Source organism: Anaerovibrio sp. RM50, assembly GCF_000622005.1.
Classification (GTDB): Bacteria; Bacillota; Negativicutes; order Selenomonadales; family Selenomonadaceae; genus Anaerovibrio.
In genome coordinates this window covers 68,876-84,873 of the sequence record NZ_JHWV01000008.1, presented here as the reverse complement: position 1 = coordinate 84,873, position 15,998 = coordinate 68,876, and the positions used below count along the sequence as shown (strand labels likewise).

At 43.7% G+C, this 15,998-nt stretch carries 14 protein-coding genes and 1 tRNA gene; 6 read left to right on the top strand and 9 right to left on the bottom strand.

Going from position 1 to position 15,998, the window contains the following annotated elements; translation table 11 throughout:
• The first annotated feature begins 167 nt into the window (after positions 1 to 167).
• Positions 168 to 1,313, top strand: a complete 1,146-nt coding sequence (locus tag T525_RS0106395; protein ID WP_027406524.1) for a DNA polymerase IV — start codon at positions 168 to 170, stop codon at positions 1,311 to 1,313.
• A 48-nt stretch (positions 1,314 to 1,361) separates the two neighbouring features.
• On the opposite strand, the gene T525_RS0106390 is transcribed toward T525_RS0106395, so the two are convergent.
• The gene (locus T525_RS0106390) at positions 1,362 to 1,952 is read right to left on the bottom strand and encodes a hypothetical protein (RefSeq protein WP_027406523.1); all 591 of its coding nucleotides are present in this window, start codon (positions 1,950 to 1,952) and stop codon (positions 1,362 to 1,364) included.
• A 185-nt stretch (positions 1,953 to 2,137) separates the two neighbouring features.
• Here T525_RS0106390 and T525_RS14515 point away from each other — a divergent pair, with 185 nt between their 5' ends.
• Positions 2,138 to 2,512 carry a helix-turn-helix domain-containing protein gene (locus tag T525_RS14515; RefSeq protein WP_051533458.1) on the top strand — a complete coding sequence of 125 codons (375 nt, stop codon included), beginning with the start codon at positions 2,138 to 2,140 and terminating at the stop codon, positions 2,510 to 2,512.
• Between the two features lie 206 nt (positions 2,513 to 2,718).
• The gene (locus tag T525_RS0106380) at positions 2,719 to 4,092 is read left to right on the top strand and encodes an ATP-binding protein (RefSeq protein WP_027406522.1); all 1,374 of its coding nucleotides are present in this window, start codon (positions 2,719 to 2,721) and stop codon (positions 4,090 to 4,092) included.
• A gap of 165 nt (positions 4,093 to 4,257) precedes the next feature.
• Here T525_RS0106380 and T525_RS0106375 read toward each other — a convergent pair whose 3' ends face one another.
• From T525_RS0106375 to T525_RS0106355, 5 genes are all read right to left on the bottom strand, one after another.
• The gene (locus tag T525_RS0106375; protein WP_198022642.1) at positions 4,258 to 4,638 is read right to left on the bottom strand and encodes a P-II family nitrogen regulator; all 381 of its coding nucleotides are present in this window, start codon (positions 4,636 to 4,638) and stop codon (positions 4,258 to 4,260) included.
• An 18-nt stretch (positions 4,639 to 4,656) separates the two neighbouring features.
• The gene (locus T525_RS14510; RefSeq protein ID WP_037325327.1) at positions 4,657 to 5,967 is read right to left on the bottom strand and encodes an ammonium transporter; all 1,311 of its coding nucleotides are present in this window, start codon (positions 5,965 to 5,967) and stop codon (positions 4,657 to 4,659) included.
• Positions 5,968 to 6,365: 398 nt separating this feature from the next.
• A complete protein-coding gene (locus T525_RS15580; protein WP_051533457.1) occupies positions 6,366 to 8,195 on the bottom strand; it encodes a phosphoethanolamine transferase in 1,830 nt (609 codons plus the stop codon).
• A 99-nt stretch (positions 8,196 to 8,294) separates the two neighbouring features.
• Positions 8,295 to 8,369: transfer RNA gene (locus T525_RS0106360), tRNA-Glu, on the bottom strand.
• 162 nt (positions 8,370 to 8,531) lie between these two features.
• Positions 8,532 to 8,831 (bottom strand): hypothetical protein, encoded by a 300-nt coding sequence (locus T525_RS0106355; RefSeq protein ID WP_027406520.1) that lies wholly within the window; start codon positions 8,829 to 8,831, stop codon positions 8,532 to 8,534.
• 259 nt (positions 8,832 to 9,090) lie between these two features.
• On the opposite strand from T525_RS0106355, the gene T525_RS15575 reads away from it, so the two are divergent.
• Complete coding sequence (locus T525_RS15575) at positions 9,091 to 12,081, top strand: transporter substrate-binding domain-containing protein (protein WP_084276933.1); 2,991 nt, start codon at positions 9,091 to 9,093, stop codon at positions 12,079 to 12,081.
• 142 nt (positions 12,082 to 12,223) lie between these two features.
• Here T525_RS15575 and T525_RS0106345 read toward each other — a convergent pair whose 3' ends face one another.
• The 3 genes from T525_RS0106345 to T525_RS0106335 all read right to left on the bottom strand — a co-directional run bounded on the left by T525_RS0106345 (position 12,224) and on the right by T525_RS0106335 (position 14,547).
• Complete coding sequence (locus T525_RS0106345; RefSeq protein ID WP_027406519.1) at positions 12,224 to 13,096, bottom strand: hypothetical protein; 873 nt, start codon at positions 13,094 to 13,096, stop codon at positions 12,224 to 12,226.
• 261 nt (positions 13,097 to 13,357) lie between these two features.
• Positions 13,358 to 13,870, bottom strand: a complete 513-nt coding sequence (locus T525_RS0106340; RefSeq protein ID WP_027406518.1) for a type 1 glutamine amidotransferase domain-containing protein — start codon at positions 13,868 to 13,870, stop codon at positions 13,358 to 13,360.
• Between the two features lie 41 nt (positions 13,871 to 13,911).
• Positions 13,912 to 14,547 (bottom strand): hypothetical protein, encoded by a 636-nt coding sequence (locus tag T525_RS0106335; protein WP_027406517.1) that lies wholly within the window; start codon positions 14,545 to 14,547, stop codon positions 13,912 to 13,914.
• A gap of 255 nt (positions 14,548 to 14,802) precedes the next feature.
• Between T525_RS0106335 and T525_RS0106330 the strand changes: the two genes are divergently transcribed.
• Positions 14,803 to 15,183 (top strand): PleD family two-component system response regulator, encoded by a 381-nt coding sequence (locus T525_RS0106330; RefSeq protein ID WP_027406516.1) that lies wholly within the window; start codon positions 14,803 to 14,805, stop codon positions 15,181 to 15,183.
• 380 nt (positions 15,184 to 15,563) lie between these two features.
• The gene (locus T525_RS14495; RefSeq protein ID WP_051533455.1) at positions 15,564 to 15,887 is read left to right on the top strand and encodes a hypothetical protein; all 324 of its coding nucleotides are present in this window, start codon (positions 15,564 to 15,566) and stop codon (positions 15,885 to 15,887) included.
• The last annotated feature ends 111 nt before the right edge of the window (positions 15,888 to 15,998 follow it).

Genomic DNA, 15,998 nt, shown 5'->3' with positions numbered 1-15,998 from the left:
AATACAACAGCTTTTAGAGAAAATATTGAAAAAGATTATCAAAAAAGATATTTAGCTTTAAGCCCCATTGCACTCAACCTATTTTTCGGTTTCTGGTCGACAATTTTTCCAAAACCTTATAAAATAAGGGCTTAGATGATATTACATTTTTAGGCTCGGGGGATTTTATGGACAGACTCATTATGCATGTGGATATGGATGCTTTCTTTGCCTCGGTGGAGCAGCTGGACCACGAGGAATACAGAGGAAAGCCCCTGATAGTTGGCGGTATAGGGGGCAGGGGAGTGGTGTCCACCTGTTCCTACGAGGCCAGAAAATTTGGGGTTCATTCCGCCATGCCAACTGCCAAGGCCATGAAGCTTTGTCCCCAGGGAATTTTTATAAGGGGCAATTATCCCCGCTACAGTGAGGTTTCACAGCAGATTTTTGATATTTTTGACACTTATTCCCCTCTTATAGAGCCCCTTTCCATCGATGAGGCCTTTTTGGATATTACGGGTATGGAGCGGCTCATGGATAATCCCCTGCAATATGCCATGAAGCTGAAGAAGGAAATAAAGGAAAAAACGGGAATAGTGGCCTCCGTGGGCATTGCGCCCAATAAGTTTCTGGCAAAGATTGCCTCGGATCTTGATAAGCCTGACGGGCTGGTGGTGGTTGACAAGGACAAGGTTCAGGAGTTTCTTGATCCCCTGCCCGTAAGGAGAATCTGGGGGGTGGGGGCCAAGACAGCCATGGTACTGGACAGACTGCGGATTAAGACCATTGCCGATTTGCGGAAAATGCCCTATGAAGAGCTCCATAAAACCTTCGGGGAAAAAACCGCCTACCATTTATTCTGGCTGGCCCAGGGGAAGGATGAAAGGCCGGTGGCCCCAAGGGGACGGGCCAAGTCCATTGGCAATGAGGTGACCTTTGGGGAGGATCTGCAGACCGCCGAGGATGCCCTGCAGGTTCTGCTGGAGCTATCAGTAAAGGTGGGCTGGCGTCTTCGTAAAGCGGGCTTTAAGGCCAAGACTATTCAGCTTAAGCTACGGACAAGGGATTTTACCACCCATACCCGTCAAAAGCAGCTATTTGAGCCCTCCAATTATGATAATGATATATATACTGCCATTCATGAGCTATTTACGGCCCTGAATATCACCAAAAATATAAGGCTGCTGGGGGTTTCCACCACAGGCTTCGGGGAAATGGAAAGCCTGTCCCTGTTCCATGATGAGAAAAAGGACAAGCTGTACCAGGCCATTGATGATATAAACAGCAAATTTGGCAAGCTGGGCATTACCCGGGGAAGCCTCATAAAAAAGTAAAAAGGGGCTGTCGCATTAAGAATGTGACAGCCCCTTTAGAGTTTGCTTTTACAAAAATACTTTTACAGCATCATCTTTTCCTCTTTCTAAGCTACCATCAGAATAAAGAACCCTGGTAATTATGACAAAGCCTTTAACTTTTTCACTTCTAAAACCTGATATTCTGGATGTTAATCGTTTTATGAGGTATTTTTTTGATTCACTTTCATTTGGTGCTATGACAACATTTGTCTCATTAATATTTGTCTTAACAACCCTATTCTCATAATCGTTCAAAATAATGACGTCTGCCTGGTAACCAACAATGGTTTTATCGGTACTGGTATTAATTATTTCATAATCAATTAGACAGTGTTCCCCTTTAGCACTGGCATGGATATCACCATGCTTTACGTCACTTGTTTCGGTTAAATAAATATATTTCACGATCAACTTTGCATGAGTACCATTGCTGGAAATAATCGCCTGCTCTTCCTGTTCTTTAGTGGTTACATCCGTTTTTTCTTTAATTTCCGTAATCTCCACTTCGTCTTTTGTTTTTTTTTCTGGTGAGGTAGTTTTTGTATTGATGCACCCTGTAAAAGAAAATACAACTAATAATACACATACAATAACATTAATTATTTTACTAAAACTCACTTATATTCTCCCTTAACATAATAAAGTTAATATTACATTATAAAATATTTTCTATATAAAACTTCTCTTAAAAAAAGTTTTACCCTATTAATCTATTGTAATCCCTATATTACATTTTTGTCAACAATGTATTACAGAAGTTTTCCTAGATAATATATTACAATAAAATCAGGAGGTGAGAATACATGGATTCTTTAGCAAAATTGTTAAAGGAAAAAAGAGCTGCTATGAAGCTCAGCCTACGTTCGGCCGCTGAACTAATTGGTATAAGTCACACTTACCTTAATAAATTAGAAAAAGGATTTGATACCCGCACTGGTATAAGTAATAAGCCAACCCCAGATACTCTAAAACTTATAAGTAATACATACAATATCAATTACATCACTTTGCTTGAAATATGTGGATATATTGCTAAACAAAATGATGGAAACCTAAAATACCAAAGTGCAGATATGAAGGAATTAATAAGTATCGTCGAAAACTTTACTAAACCACAAATCCGCAACCTTATATTATATGCTAAATTCCTTGAACAAAATAAGGCCGTGGCTGATTAGAGACTGATTATCATCGTGATAATCGGTCTATTTTTTTTACTCTTAACTAATCCTATGGCACAGAAAAAGGAGCTGTCGCACTAAGAAAAATTAGTGGCGCTGCCCCTTGTTTAAAATATTATACTATGATAAAATTACTAAAAATGATTTTAGTAAAAACAAATGTAGTAATAATTTTATTGTATAATTCAAAATGGGGTGAGACCATGAGATTCATCGGCAGAGAAAAAGAGTTGGGCGATATAAAGCGAAAGCTGGACAATAACCGATCGGAATGTCTGTTATTGTACGGCAGAAGGCGTGTAGGTAAGAGTGAACTTATCAAAGAGTCTTTGCGCCAGATAAATGCCACTGTTGTTCACTATGTATGCCGCAAGGCCAGTTTTGAAGAAAATTTGGCTGGACTCAGTCTGGTGGTGGCGGAGGCATTTGATGAACCGGTCCAATTTAGCCAGCTTGGAAAACTGTTGGAGTACGTTTATAAAAAAGCCAAAAATCAGAAAGTCATTATGGTAATTGACGAGTACCCATTTTTACGAGGGGACAATGAGGCAATAGATTCGGAGTTTCAAATTGCTATTGATACATGGCAGCATGAAGGTTGCCTGAAGCTGATTTTGTGCGGCTCTTATGTTCAAGTTATGCAAAAACTCATAGAGAGTGATGCACCTTTATTTGGCAGATTTTCTGAAATTATAAAGCTCAAACCATTTGATTATTATGATACAGCCAAATTCTTTCCTTCCAAAAAATTGGAGGAAAAATTCCTCTTGTACAGCATCTTTGGAGGTATTCCTTTTTATTTGATACAAATAGATGATGAGTTGACAGTTGAGGAAAATATAAAGCGGCTGCTTATACCGGAAGGCTCCTTATTAGAAGGGGAGATTCGTTTACAATTAAAGGCAGAATTATCCAAGGAGGAGAATGCCAATCTTATTCTTGAAAAAATAGCCAACGGTGTAGGCAAGTACAGAGACATCGCCAATTTCCTCCACAACAGCAGCAATATAAGCCATATTCTCAGCAAGCTGTCTGGTATGGGACTGATAGAAAAGGATTCCCCTATAAATGCAGCTTCAAGTAAAAAACAGCATCGCTACGTAATTTGCGATAATCTGTTAGATTTCTATTATTCTTATCTGTTTAAGGAAACAACGGCCAGGAGTATTATGTCCCCTGATGTGTTCTGGGACCGTCATATCAAGGAGAAATTAGCCAGTGAATATTTGCCCCGTAAATTTGAACAGTTAGCCAAGGAATATCTGTTGAGGGAAAATCGTGCCGGCCGTGTAGATCCACCATTTTCGGCTATTGGAAGATACATATATAATGACAGGGTAAAGGGGCAGAATGGTGAATTTGATGTGGTTACGGAGGATAATGTAGGGTTTACATCTTATGAGTGTAAATATAAAAAAGAACCACTTGGAATGAAGGTGGTTAATGAGGAGAAATGGCAGGCTGAGCAACTGGGGATGAAATTTTACAGATTTGGTTTCTTTTCAAGAAGCGGTTTTAGTGAGGAGATAGATACGTCCCAATATAAGCTGATTTCTTTGCAGGATATGTATAAATAGGTAATAGGTTATGTAATATAGATATAAATAAAAATGCTGGAACAAACTCCGTGTTCCAGCATTTTTAAGAGGGATTGTTAGGTTAATATGAATCTAAGATAGTATTATATTAATGATTTTATAATGTTATTTAATTATTGAAAATCTTATATGATGGGCAAAAGCTCATCTTATGGATTCCTTCTTTTCCCCAGGGATATCCATGATGGCGGTGGCGCCGCGCTGGCCAGTACGGATACGGACAGCATCAGTTAGCTCGTATACGAAAATCTTGCCATCACCATAGTTGCCGGTGCGGAGAACCCTCTGGGCTGTGTCCAGAACCAGATCCACGGGAACCTCGCATACAACAGTTTCGATTTTTACCTTGGGCACCAGATTTATATCGTACTTTTTGCCACGGTACACTTCCTCGTGGCCCTTCTGGAGACCACAGCCAAAGACCTGGCTGACGGTCATACCAAGCACCCCGATATCATTCAGGGCACCCATAAGGTCGTCCAGCTTGTTGGAACGGGTAATAATTTCAATCTTGGTCATTTTCATAATATCACCTGTCCTTTCTTACGCCTTGTTGGCATTTGCCTGCATTACAGTGTTGGCCAGCATTTCAGAGGAATCCTCAAAGCTGCCCATAATAGGGGAGCCACCCAGAATGGAACGGGCATAGCCCCGCTCGCCGTGCTCTACAATGTCCAGACCTGTAAGCTCCTCAGCCTCGGAAACACGGGCTTCGGTGACAAGGGTAACCAGCTTGTAGAGAACGCAGGTGCCTACTACTGCCAGGGCAATAGCCACACCAATGGAAATGAGCTGTGCAATAAAGAGATGGGTATCACCATAGTAAAGGCCGTTGGCACCATCAGGATTAATCTCGGTGGTAGCCCAGATACCGGTGGCCAAAGCACCCCACATACCGCCAATACCATGTACGCCGAAAGCGTCAAGGGCATCATCGTAGCCCAGCTTTTCCTTGAGGACAGCTACTGCGAAGTAGCAAACCACACCGCCTACAAGACCGATGATAACGGAAGGAAGAGGAGCTACGAAGCCAGCGGCCGGGGTAATGGCAACTAGACCAGCGATACAGCCGGAGGCGGCGCCGAGAATGGTAGGCTTGCCATTCATCTTCCACTCAGTAACTACCCAGGAGAGGGTGGCAGCTGCGGCAGCAGCCTGTGAGGTAACAAAGGCGTTGGCAGCCAGCTCGTTGGCGCCAAGGGCACTGCCGGCGTTAAAGCCGAACCAGCCGAACCAGAGAAGGGCTGCACCAAGAACGGTCATTGGAAGATTGTGAGGAATCATGGCAGTGCGGCCATAGCCAGCACGTTTGCCAAGGAGAATACAGAGAGTGAGGCCAGATACACCGGAGAGAATGTGAATTACCAGACCGCCTGCGAAATCAAGGGCACCAAGCTCGGCCAGGAAGCCACCGCCCCATACCCAGTGAGCCATTGGATTATAAATAAAGATGGCCCAAAGGAGAATAAAGAGAGCGAAGGCTGCGAACTTCATGCGTTCTGCAAAGGCACCTGTGATAAGGGCCGGGGTAATTACAGCAAACATACACTGGAAGGCTACGAAGGCCAGCTCCGGAATAGTGCCGTTTTCCAGCACATTGTATCCTACGCCAATAAGACCGATTTTATCAAGACTGCCAATAAATCCATTAATATCAGTTCCGAAAGTCATGGCATAGCCGATGATAACCCATTCAACGGAAATCAGGGCTACTATAAAAAAGCTCTGCATTATTGTGGTAAGTACGTTTTTGCTGCGAACCATGCCCCCATAGAAGAAGGCAAGGCCGGGAGTCATTAGAAATACAAGGGCCGCGCTGATGAGGACCCAAGCAGTATCGCCGGTATTAATCATAAGAATCAGTCCTTTCCACCTTAAATCTTAAAGAATAAATTATACCTAATAATGTTTCCCAAATAGAATGGCGCCTCATAATCCCTCCTTTTCAAAGGAAGAACCATAAGACGCCATTGTCTTATACCTATACTGAAGAAAAAGCTAGGAGATCTTGTTTCTTGTGTGACAGTATAGATATTTCTATTTGGTTTTGTGAGAAATACAACCTACAGGAGAACAAAAATACCCCACGAAATCCGGTACCTGATTTCATGGGGCGTCATTGCCATGTATGTTGTTGTGTATTAGTATACTCGATTTTCTTACTATGTCAATAGGGTTATAGAAAAAAGTTTAAAAATTATTTTAAAGCATACTTTCTTTAGCTTTTCGCATACTATAAGGGTGGGACATTGTCATTTAAAGGCCGGGTCCTCGGAGACCTTTATGGTATTCCCAAAGGTCCAGAGGGTGTCGGCAGTAAAGTCGTATGCGGGATTGGTTAAATCCTCATGGGGAATATAAAAATTGGATTCTGCATTCATAATGCCGCTGAGGGTGTTGTACATCATATCGTTGGTGAAGAAGGTGTCCTTCCTCCCCATAAGCACTTCTGCCTTCGCCTTGTTATTTTTAAGGTATTCATCCCCTAAATAAATAAACATAGGAATGCGCACCTTCACAAAATTCTGGTCATTAGGGGTATGGCCTGTTCTCATGTGCTCCCCGTGGTCGGAAAAATATAGCATAACCTGAAGATTCAGCTTCGCTCTGCCATAGTCGTATATGGCCTGCAAAAATTCGTCGGTGTAGCGTATGCTGTTGGCGTACTCCGCTTCCTTGGCCTTGGCGGCGTCACTTTCCGCAAATACAGCCTTCTCCTTTGGATAGCGCTCCTTGTAGGCTGCGTGGCTGCCATTGCCGTGGAGGATAATGAGATTATTCTCCTGAGGGTTAATTTTTGAAAGCTCAGCCAACATACTGTGATCGTCATCGTCCCCGGTGTTAAGCAGCACATCTGCCCGGGAGGCCACGTTAAAAAATGAGGATTCGTTGTTGTTGTAGCCCAGATTGGTGATCCAGTAGGTTTTGTAGCCCTTCTTTTTGGCAATATCAATAATATTCACGCTGTCCAGAAATTCCTTGTCGTTGTAGGCGCTCTTTTCCGTAAGGGCGCTTTCCAGCACCTGCTGGGTAAGGCTCTGGCAGGCGTAGGCGTTTTTAAAGACAATAAAATTAGGGTTATTTAGCTGCTGGCTTAGCCATGGGGTATCATCGTATTTGTAATCGGGGGTGAAGGCCTTCATTTTGTCCCGGGTGGCAGATTCCCCTATAACCATAATAATGGTGTGGGAGGAACTGGTAACAGGGGCGGCATCAGAAATGGCGATGCTGTCCTTTTTTGCCTCAATGTTGCGGTAATACTGGCTAAGTCCCATGCTGTAGCGGACCGCCTTAAAGTAAGGGGCCACAAAATCAGTCTGGAGCCACATATTCCATGGCAAAATGGAAACTGCCAGGGTCAGGGCAAGGGACAAAATCAGCACAGGAGGCTTCTTGCCCCCGTCGTGTTCCATGCTTTCGCCATAATTAATATCATTGCGGGAATCAATTTCGTTGACGCTATGAGATAAACAGAAGGTCCGCATTTTGTTTATCAGCAGAAAGATTCCCCCAAGGACCAGAACCGTCATGAAAGCATATAAAGGCCCCATATAGGTAATAATCCATTCGTAGGATTCCCTGAAATTTGTATTGTGCAGGGCAACAGCCTCCTCGTAGGTTATGAGGGTGCCATATAAGCTATAGTGAATCAGGGACAGGACAGGGGGCAGGCAGAAAAGAAATTGCACTACGTCCAAAAAAATAAAGGCAATTTTTTTTTGAGCGTATTTTTCACAGAGGAACTGGCCCATTATAAAGCTGGCAGCTCCCCCCATGCCGGCGATTATTTCCGTGCCATCACATGGGGCATTCACCGAATTCATAAGGAAAAATTTATAGAGGAGATACAAATACCACCAGCCCATAACAAAAAGAGATACAAGATTTTTCCTGTGAAAAAAAGGACAGCCCCCTATGTACTGGGCAACAAAAATAAGGACAGCGCACACCAAAGATTTTAAGGTAAATGGGGTGTCGGGGAAGGATATGCCCTCGCTCCCCGTGGCATAAAACAATACATTCATCAGAGCCAGACATACAAGGCTGTTTATAATATACTTTCCAATACGTTTCTTATCCATTTATGCAAAACTCCAAAAAGCTCATCTTCATCTATTAGATTCGATTCGTTAAGATTTCGTAGTAAAAAAGCCCAGGACATAATCCTGGGCTGTGATTTCTGGTGACGCGTAGGGGATTCGAACCCCTGAAGCCGCCGTGAGAGGGCGGAGTCTTAACCACTTGACCAACGCGCCGTGAACAAGAAATATGATACTGCAAAAAAAGGCACGAGTCAAGGAAAAAATTTTAAAAAAAATCCATCCCAAAAGGATACTGCCCACCAAATGTAGAATATCTCCGGAGTGGGGAATATTTTGAAGGTGGAGATTCTCACCAAAAACGTGGTGTAAAAGGACTCAGCCGATAATCTGAACCTTTGCCACTTCAAAAGCCTCTTTCAGTGCAGGAATACAGTCACGCTCCAGGAATGTGCGCTCCAGTATGCCGCCGCTGACAATAAGGAGAGTGTCCCCACGCTTGTTAAAGGTCTGGATATTTTTGAAGGCCCGCTTGTAGATGTCCTCAGGAAGCAGCTCCAAAAGCTTGTCTACCCCCGGGGCCAGCTCCGGCTTGTCTTTTTTTATCCGGACATCAAAGGGCTCTGCCGCCTCCGAGGAGAGGTGGGCGTTGCCTGCCATGTGATTTTTGTTAAGCATAACTTCATTCCTCCTGCCGTGAAATGTAATACCACAAGGAAACTTACTTCTCTATGATACAACTTTCCCGGCATTTTATACAACAGTCACCTTGTATTTTTAAAAAAGTGGCAAAAAATTCCCAATTTTACCTATTTTTATTTAATTTGTTGGCTAATTTTTGATATAATATTAACGAATATACTTGTGTGCCGTGAATTTAAACTGTGCAGTGTGATAATATTTTTTCGCTGTGATTTTTTTAAAATATGGGGGGCACATGAAAATGAAACATGGGCACAAAATATTTTTTAAAAAGATAAATATAAATCTTCTGTTTTGCCTTGTGGCGTTCCTTGCCTGTGTGGCAGGTGTTCTTAGGCTGTCTGAGGTGGCATCTGTGGAAGCCAACGCGGAAAAGCTTGTGCGGGTTGGTTATTTCGTGGAAGAGGGCTTCCAGATGGGAGACCAGGATGGTGACGTTAAGAGCGGTTACGCCTATGATTATATGCAGCGGCTGAAGCTGTACAGCAATTGGAAGTATGAATATGTTTACGGTTCCTATGGGGATCTCTATGAGAAGCTGCTAAAGGGTGAGATTGACCTTTTGGCCGGTCTGGCATACAGGCCGGAGCGTGAGGCCGTTCTCAGCTATCCAAAGGACCCTATGGGAGCCAGCCAGTACCTGTTTTTCAAGCGTACCTCCAATGAGCGGGTTACCTCGGAGCCGGAGTCCTTAAATGGCAAGCGGATCGGCGTTCTCACAGGTGCCCAGGTCAAGGTGGTAGAAAAATATCTGGCTGCCCATAATCTTCAGGCCCAGCTTGTCACCTACGAGGACATCAAGGACCGTGACGAGGCCCTCAAAAGAGGCTACATAGATGTGATGATGGCTGAGGGCTATAACTATTTCCGAAATATGGGCATTGAGGTATGCCAGGAGGCGGGAACATCTGATTTTTATCTGGTTGTAAGCAAGGCCCGTCCCGATATTTTGGAGGATCTGAATCAGGCCCAGCATCGTCTGTATCAGGAGAATCAAAACTATATAAATGACCTTACCAAAAAGTGGTTTAAGCGTACAATTTTTACCACCACACTTTCCAAGGCTGAACGCCAGTGGCTGGCTAAAAATGAAACCTTCAGGGTGGGGTATATTGATAATTATCTGCCATACTGTGACACCGATGAAAATGGGGAAGTTACTGGTGTTGTAAAGGACGTTGTACCAGAGATTTTCAGGGCCTTGGGAGTAGAGAAGGATAATATAGAATACAAGGGATACTCTACTAATATGGAGATGACCAAGGCTTTGCAGAGCGGCGAAATTGATGTTATGTTCCCGGCCTTTTCCAACTATTGGATTGCTGAGGAATATGACATGGTGCCAACTGACCCGGTTATTAATTCCTACTTTAACATTTTGTACAAGGGGGATTATCCTGATTTGGCCGCTGCCAGAATTGCCGTGGCCAGCCGTCTGGGTGTACTTGATGATTTCAGGGCAGTGCATTATCCGCACAATCCTGTGCTTTATTTTGACACCGATGAGGAGGCCATGGATGCCGTTGTCAGGGGTGAGGCTGATGTTGTCATTGTAAGCGGTATTAGAACGGAGTATTTGCTTAACAGAAAATCTGACTACAAGATTCTTCATTCCGCACTGCTCCCTGACGATTCTTCCATAGGCTTTGAGGGCATGAATGAATCAGCTCTGGTTATGAGTGTGCTCAATCATGGTATTACCCTCATGGAAAAGGATTATGCCCTTACACGTTCCTACACCTATATACCTCATCGCGATGTACCAATAAGCGAGTTTTTGAAGCAGAATATCTGGATTCCTATAGGGGCCTTGGCGGGAATTTTTGCCCTGGTAGTTTTCTTTATAACCAGAGAAAACAAGAAGAATCGTGAGCATCTTGCCGAGTCCGAGTCCCAGATTATGGAAATTACCACCCTTAATAATATTTTGCAGGACAGACAGCTGCGGCTGGAGGAGCTGACGGCGGCTCAGGATCTGCAGCTTGAAAAGACAAAGGCCCTGAATGATATACTACAGGAGCAGCATATAAGACTGGAGGAAGCAAGGGAAGCTGCCGATGTGGCAAACCAGGCCAAGACCTCCTTCCTGTTTAATATGTCCCATGATATCCGCACCCCTCTTAATGCCATTATTGGCTTTACGGAGCTGGAGGAACGGGATCCTGATAATGTGGAGCTGAATAAGCAATACCGCAAAAAGGTGAAGCTGGCCAGCTACCAGCTGCTGGATATACTGAATAACGTGCTGGAAATGTCCCGCATTGAAAACAAGAAGGTTATTATTGAGGAGGAGCTGACGGATTCAGAGGAGCTGTTCAATTCCTGCATTGCCGTATTTGAAGGGGAAATGAGGAAGAAGAATCTGACTCTGGTGGATAATTGGGATATACAGCATCATTATCTGTACCTTGACAAAACCCATTTGTCAGAGGTTGTCATGAACATCATGAGCAATGCGGTGAAGTACACACCGTCCGGCGGTACTATATGGATTAATTGCCGTGAACTGCCGGGAGATAAGGAAGACCAGTGCATAATAGAAGTGTCCATCAAGGACAATGGTATTGGCATGTCCGAGGAATTTGTTTCCGATATATTCGAGCAGTTCTCACGGGAGCGTAATACCTCCCAGAGCGGCATACAGGGCACGGGCCTTGGCATGGCCATCGTTAAGAACCTCATTGAGCTGATGCATGGAACCATTCATATTAACAGCAAGGTGGGAGAGGGTACTGAGGTGCGCTTCCGCATTCCTCATAAGATTGGCGCTGCTCCTTCTGAGAGGGAGGGCAGTGATGACCAGAAAGTTGCCGTTGACTTCTCCAACAAGCGGATTCTGCTGGCGGAGGATAATGACCTTAATGCGGAAATTGCCACGGCAATTCTTGAGGACAGCGGCTTTAAGGTGGAAAGGGCCCGTGACGGCATTGAGTGCTGCGATATGGTTTCCAAGGCTGAGGCGGGTTATTATGACCTGATTCTTATGGATATCCAGATGCCAAATCTCAATGGCTATGATGCCACCAGAAAGATCCGCAAGCTGGACGATCCGGTAAAGGCCAATATAATGATTATTGCCATGACGGCCAATGCCTTTAAGGAGGACAGGCAGAGGGCAATAGAGGTGGGCATGAACGACCATCTGGCCAAGCCGATTGACGTAAAGAAAATGCTGGAAACCATAAGCAATCTCTTTGAACAAAAAGAGCATATCCAATCGGTTTAAGCTATTCAACAGGGGCCCTTCAACAGGGCAACCCCCAAATTAGCAGGAAAAAAGATAAGCTGGACGCCACATAAGTGACGCCCAGCTTTTAATTTTCTAAGAATGATTTACTTACTAAGAATGATTTGATAATCACGATAAACTACTGTGCAATATCCACATTGGAGGCAGTAGCCATCTGTGCCTGAATTTTATAAGGACTATAACGCTTGATCATGTCCATTACCACTCCATCGGCCTTCCTTTGGGCGTCCAGGACGGAGCCACCCTCCGGCATTGCCTTGTAGTCCTGGGTATGAACGTATTTGTCCCAGGCGTTCTGCAGAGCACGAATCTTAAAAAGGAATGTCTGTAAAATATCCTGGTCATGAGCCCCGGAGCTGGTGTCCTTCAACGGTGGCAGAGGCATTGAATTCTCTGAGGCCGTGGCCACATCTGCCTTGATAGCCTCGGCGGACTCAGCGATTTCAGCGGTCTTGCCGGCTTTGGTGCTGGCACCAAGACTGGCCTTGATCTGAGTCATAAGGCTGGTCACCATCTGTTGAACGGCACTGGCTTCCGCAGCCTGTTCATCAATTATCTGATGGTCATCAGAGTCCTTGGCGGCAGAAGACTTGGCAATGCTGTCCGCATCCTTGTTGAGGGCCGTCATAAGTGCATTTCTGGCCTCCTGCTTGGTGGTGCAGTCCGTCAGCTCCTTTTCAAAGCTGGTTCTGGCCTCTTCCACACTCTGGGCCTGACGATGCAAGGTTGGTTCCTTGCCCTTCAGATGATCCATCTCCATAGAGGATAACCTCTCCCCCATATTCAGTTTGGACCTGATGCTGGCAGTTTCAATAGCATCACCGGAGTTCATTCCACCAAAACGAGCAGTTTCATTCTTTTTCGCGGAATGGTGTATCTGTGATGTATTTGAGGGCATCAGGTTCCGTCCTAAATTGGCACGGTACTGGGCAACCAACTGATAATTGCGTTGCCTTGAGCTTGTGCCAACGCGCCCAATCGCTTCCAGCATAGAAAACACCTCCTTGTATTTCCTGCTTTTTACCCCTGGTAAAGAAACAAGTTATAGAAATTTTTGCTAATTGTACAAAAATTCAGACTTTACCTCAGATACATTATAACCTAAATAAATACAATTTTCCATATCCAAATTTAAAAATCCCCAAATAGTCCCAAATAATATAAGCAATCATCACAAAGGAAGCTAATGAAATAAATGAAGGCACTTTGCGAAGCTGCAAAGTGCCTTAAAAATAAAGGTTGAAATTAAAGCCTATTTCTGTTTGTTAAGTACCTCGACAAGAGACTTCATATATTCAGGAATATCCGGGGGTCTTCTGGCAGAAACTATATTCTTGTCCACTACGCATGGCTGGTCAAGCCATGTGGCTCCTGCATTGGTCATATCGTCCTTGATACCCGGGGTACTGGTAACCCTTCTGCCCTGTAAAACCTTGGCGGAGGCCAGAACCCAGCCAGCGTGACAAATCTGCCCTATGAGCTTGCCACTTTTGTCCATTTCAGCCACCAGCTCCAGAACCTTTGGGAACCTTCTCAGCTTGTCGGGAGCCCAGCCACCGGGAACCAGAATGCCGTCATAATCCTTTGCTTCCACGTCGTTAAAGGACATTTCCACTTCACAGGGAACCCCGTATTTTCCGTGGTACAGGCCCGGCTTTTCAGCCACAAGATCCACCTGTACCCCTTCTTCACGGAGTCTCATAACAGGGCACCACAATTCCAGGTCCTCAAAATCGTTGTTGACCAGCTGTAACACTTTCTTCATAAAATTCCTCCTGCTTCTTACTTACGTTCTTGCTTTCATACTTATTTTTTTATTTTTTTGCCCAGATCATCAAAGAATGACTTGCTTATACGGCCAAATATACCTACCTGCCCCTGACGGGAATCGTCACGTTCTCTCAACTCGTCCCTGGACATAATCAGCTTGTTGGTCTTGTTGTCATACACATCGAACTTAACCCGTACAGTGGAGGTGTAGATGGTCTGCTCAGGATGATATACGGGCACGGTGTAATAATATGTCTCATCATACCAGCTGCCATCGGACCGCTTCACCTTTCTGGTGGAGGAGCGGGTCTCCCAGTCAGTGTAGGCCGGCTTAATGTAAAAGTCATCGTGCCATTTTAATACTTGCGCCTTTACATAAATGTCAGCCATGTCCTGGGGATAAAGCACTGAATTATCATCCGGGCGGATAAGCTTGTAAGGAGGCTTTGAGGCGGTTTTCCAATATTCCTCCTGTACCACCTTTTCCGTCAGCTCACTGGGCAGCTCGGAATTATCAACTATTTCCACATCATAGACAATAGCAATTTTTATCTTGGAAAAATCATAGGCTTTGTCCTCCCAGTTTACCTTTTCGGCCTGGGCTGTCAATGGGCAGAGAACCACCAGCAGGAGCAGTATCCCGCTTAGAAGAGGGTTTAAAAAGCGAAACATAGGAAATCCTCCTTTCAAGGGGAATATAAAAATAATATATATATCATTATATTCGAGTTTTGGGGTCTTATTCCTTCCTAAAAGATTATTATAATTCCATTAAAATTGCATGTGAATTTTTGTTAATAGTTATTATTGTGCTGCTATATTCATTGTGATATTATGATTATATAGTGTAAAGGGAATTTCCAAGGTTGGGTGTTCCCAATCGGATTTTGTTAATATGGATTAAATATATAGATAGGTGGCGGTATTATGGGGGACCAGGCAAAAAAGAAGATTCTCATTGTTGATGACGCTGAAGTCAATCAGATGTTATTGTCACGAATTTTGGAGGCCTATGAGCTGGTAAATGCGTATAACTGGGACGATGCCGTTGAGAAGCTCCATACCCATGGGGGTTCCTTTGACCTGATTATTCTTGATTTGATATTCCCGGATCCTGAAAAGACAGGCTTGGATTTACTGGAATACATCAAGGCTGATGACACACTTAAGGATATTCCGGTGATAGTAATGAGCGCCCAGGTGCATCTGGAGAAAAGGGCCATGGAATTGGGTGCCGTGGAATTTTGGAAAAAGCCGTTTTGGAATGCCCAGGAGGTACAGAACAGGGTGGCAAAGGTTCTTGGGTAAAATCTACACGTTTGTATGTTATAAATTATCAGTAGACATGATATTTAATATTTTTATGACTCCCGGCTATGGCTGGGAGCTTTTATATTTTTACATTAAATTCCATATTACCAAGCTGAAAGTAATATATATAATATTAATAAATAGCTTAATATTATATGGATTTATAAAGTGATATATGATATTATATTAATATAATTAGAGATTTAAAGGCATAAAGTTGAGGAGAGAAATATGGATAATGCGGATAAGCGACGGAAGATGCTATAATAGAAGAAAATATTATTGGCAAAGCGAAGGCCAAAGAATCCCATTATGATTTGTTGTCAGTGGTGATGATTTGTCTGGGGCAAAAACAGTATACCGAGCTGGAGGGCCTTTTGAGGCTGTTAAATCTTGTGTTGGTTGACAATAGCCTTAATCAGCAGGAAAAGAAAAACAAACTGGCAGAGGAATTTTCCATAAGAATAACACCGGGACTTGAAAGGGGTGTAACGGAAATGTGTAATTTAAGCGAAGGCGTTGAAAGACGTGGTATAGAAAAAGGCATGGCCCTTGGACTGGCTGAGGGCAGGGAACAGATGGCAAATGAAACTGTTATTGGTATGTTTAAAGAGAAATTATCAGTAGACATGATATCCCGTGTCACAAAGCTGTCTGTTGAACAGGTAAAAGAGATTGGCAAGAAAAATGCCCTAATTTAATATTTGGATTTCAAATGACTCCCGGCTACGGCTGGGAGCTTTTTTAAGAAAATCCGCCGTTATTCCGATAATTAGGCATAATAGTTATTAACTTTGCAGGATTTTTGTTTT

Coding starts and splice junctions, on each gene's coding strand:
- T525_RS0106395 (WP_027406524.1), top strand. CDS start 168: ATGGACAGACTCATTATGCATGTGGATATGGATGCTTTCTTTGCCTCG.
- T525_RS14515 (WP_051533458.1), top strand. CDS start 2,138: ATGGATTCTTTAGCAAAATTGTTAAAGGAAAAAAGAGCTGCTATGAAG.
- T525_RS0106380 (WP_027406522.1), top strand. CDS start 2,719: ATGAGATTCATCGGCAGAGAAAAAGAGTTGGGCGATATAAAGCGAAAG.
- T525_RS0106375 (WP_198022642.1), bottom strand. CDS start 4,638: ATGAAAATGACCAAGATTGAAATTATTACCCGTTCCAACAAGCTGGAC.
- T525_RS14510 (WP_037325327.1), bottom strand. CDS start 5,967: ATGATTAATACCGGCGATACTGCTTGGGTCCTCATCAGCGCGGCCCTT.
- T525_RS15580 (WP_051533457.1), bottom strand. CDS start 8,195: ATGGATAAGAAACGTATTGGAAAGTATATTATAAACAGCCTTGTATGT.
- T525_RS0106355 (WP_027406520.1), bottom strand. CDS start 8,831: ATGCTTAACAAAAATCACATGGCAGGCAACGCCCACCTCTCCTCGGAG.
- T525_RS15575 (WP_084276933.1), top strand. CDS start 9,091: ATGAAAATGAAACATGGGCACAAAATATTTTTTAAAAAGATAAATATA.
- T525_RS0106345 (WP_027406519.1), bottom strand. CDS start 13,096: ATGCTGGAAGCGATTGGGCGCGTTGGCACAAGCTCAAGGCAACGCAAT.
- T525_RS0106340 (WP_027406518.1), bottom strand. CDS start 13,870: ATGAAGAAAGTGTTACAGCTGGTCAACAACGATTTTGAGGACCTGGAA.
- T525_RS0106335 (WP_027406517.1), bottom strand. CDS start 14,547: ATGTTTCGCTTTTTAAACCCTCTTCTAAGCGGGATACTGCTCCTGCTG.
- T525_RS0106330 (WP_027406516.1), top strand. CDS start 14,803: ATGGGGGACCAGGCAAAAAAGAAGATTCTCATTGTTGATGACGCTGAA.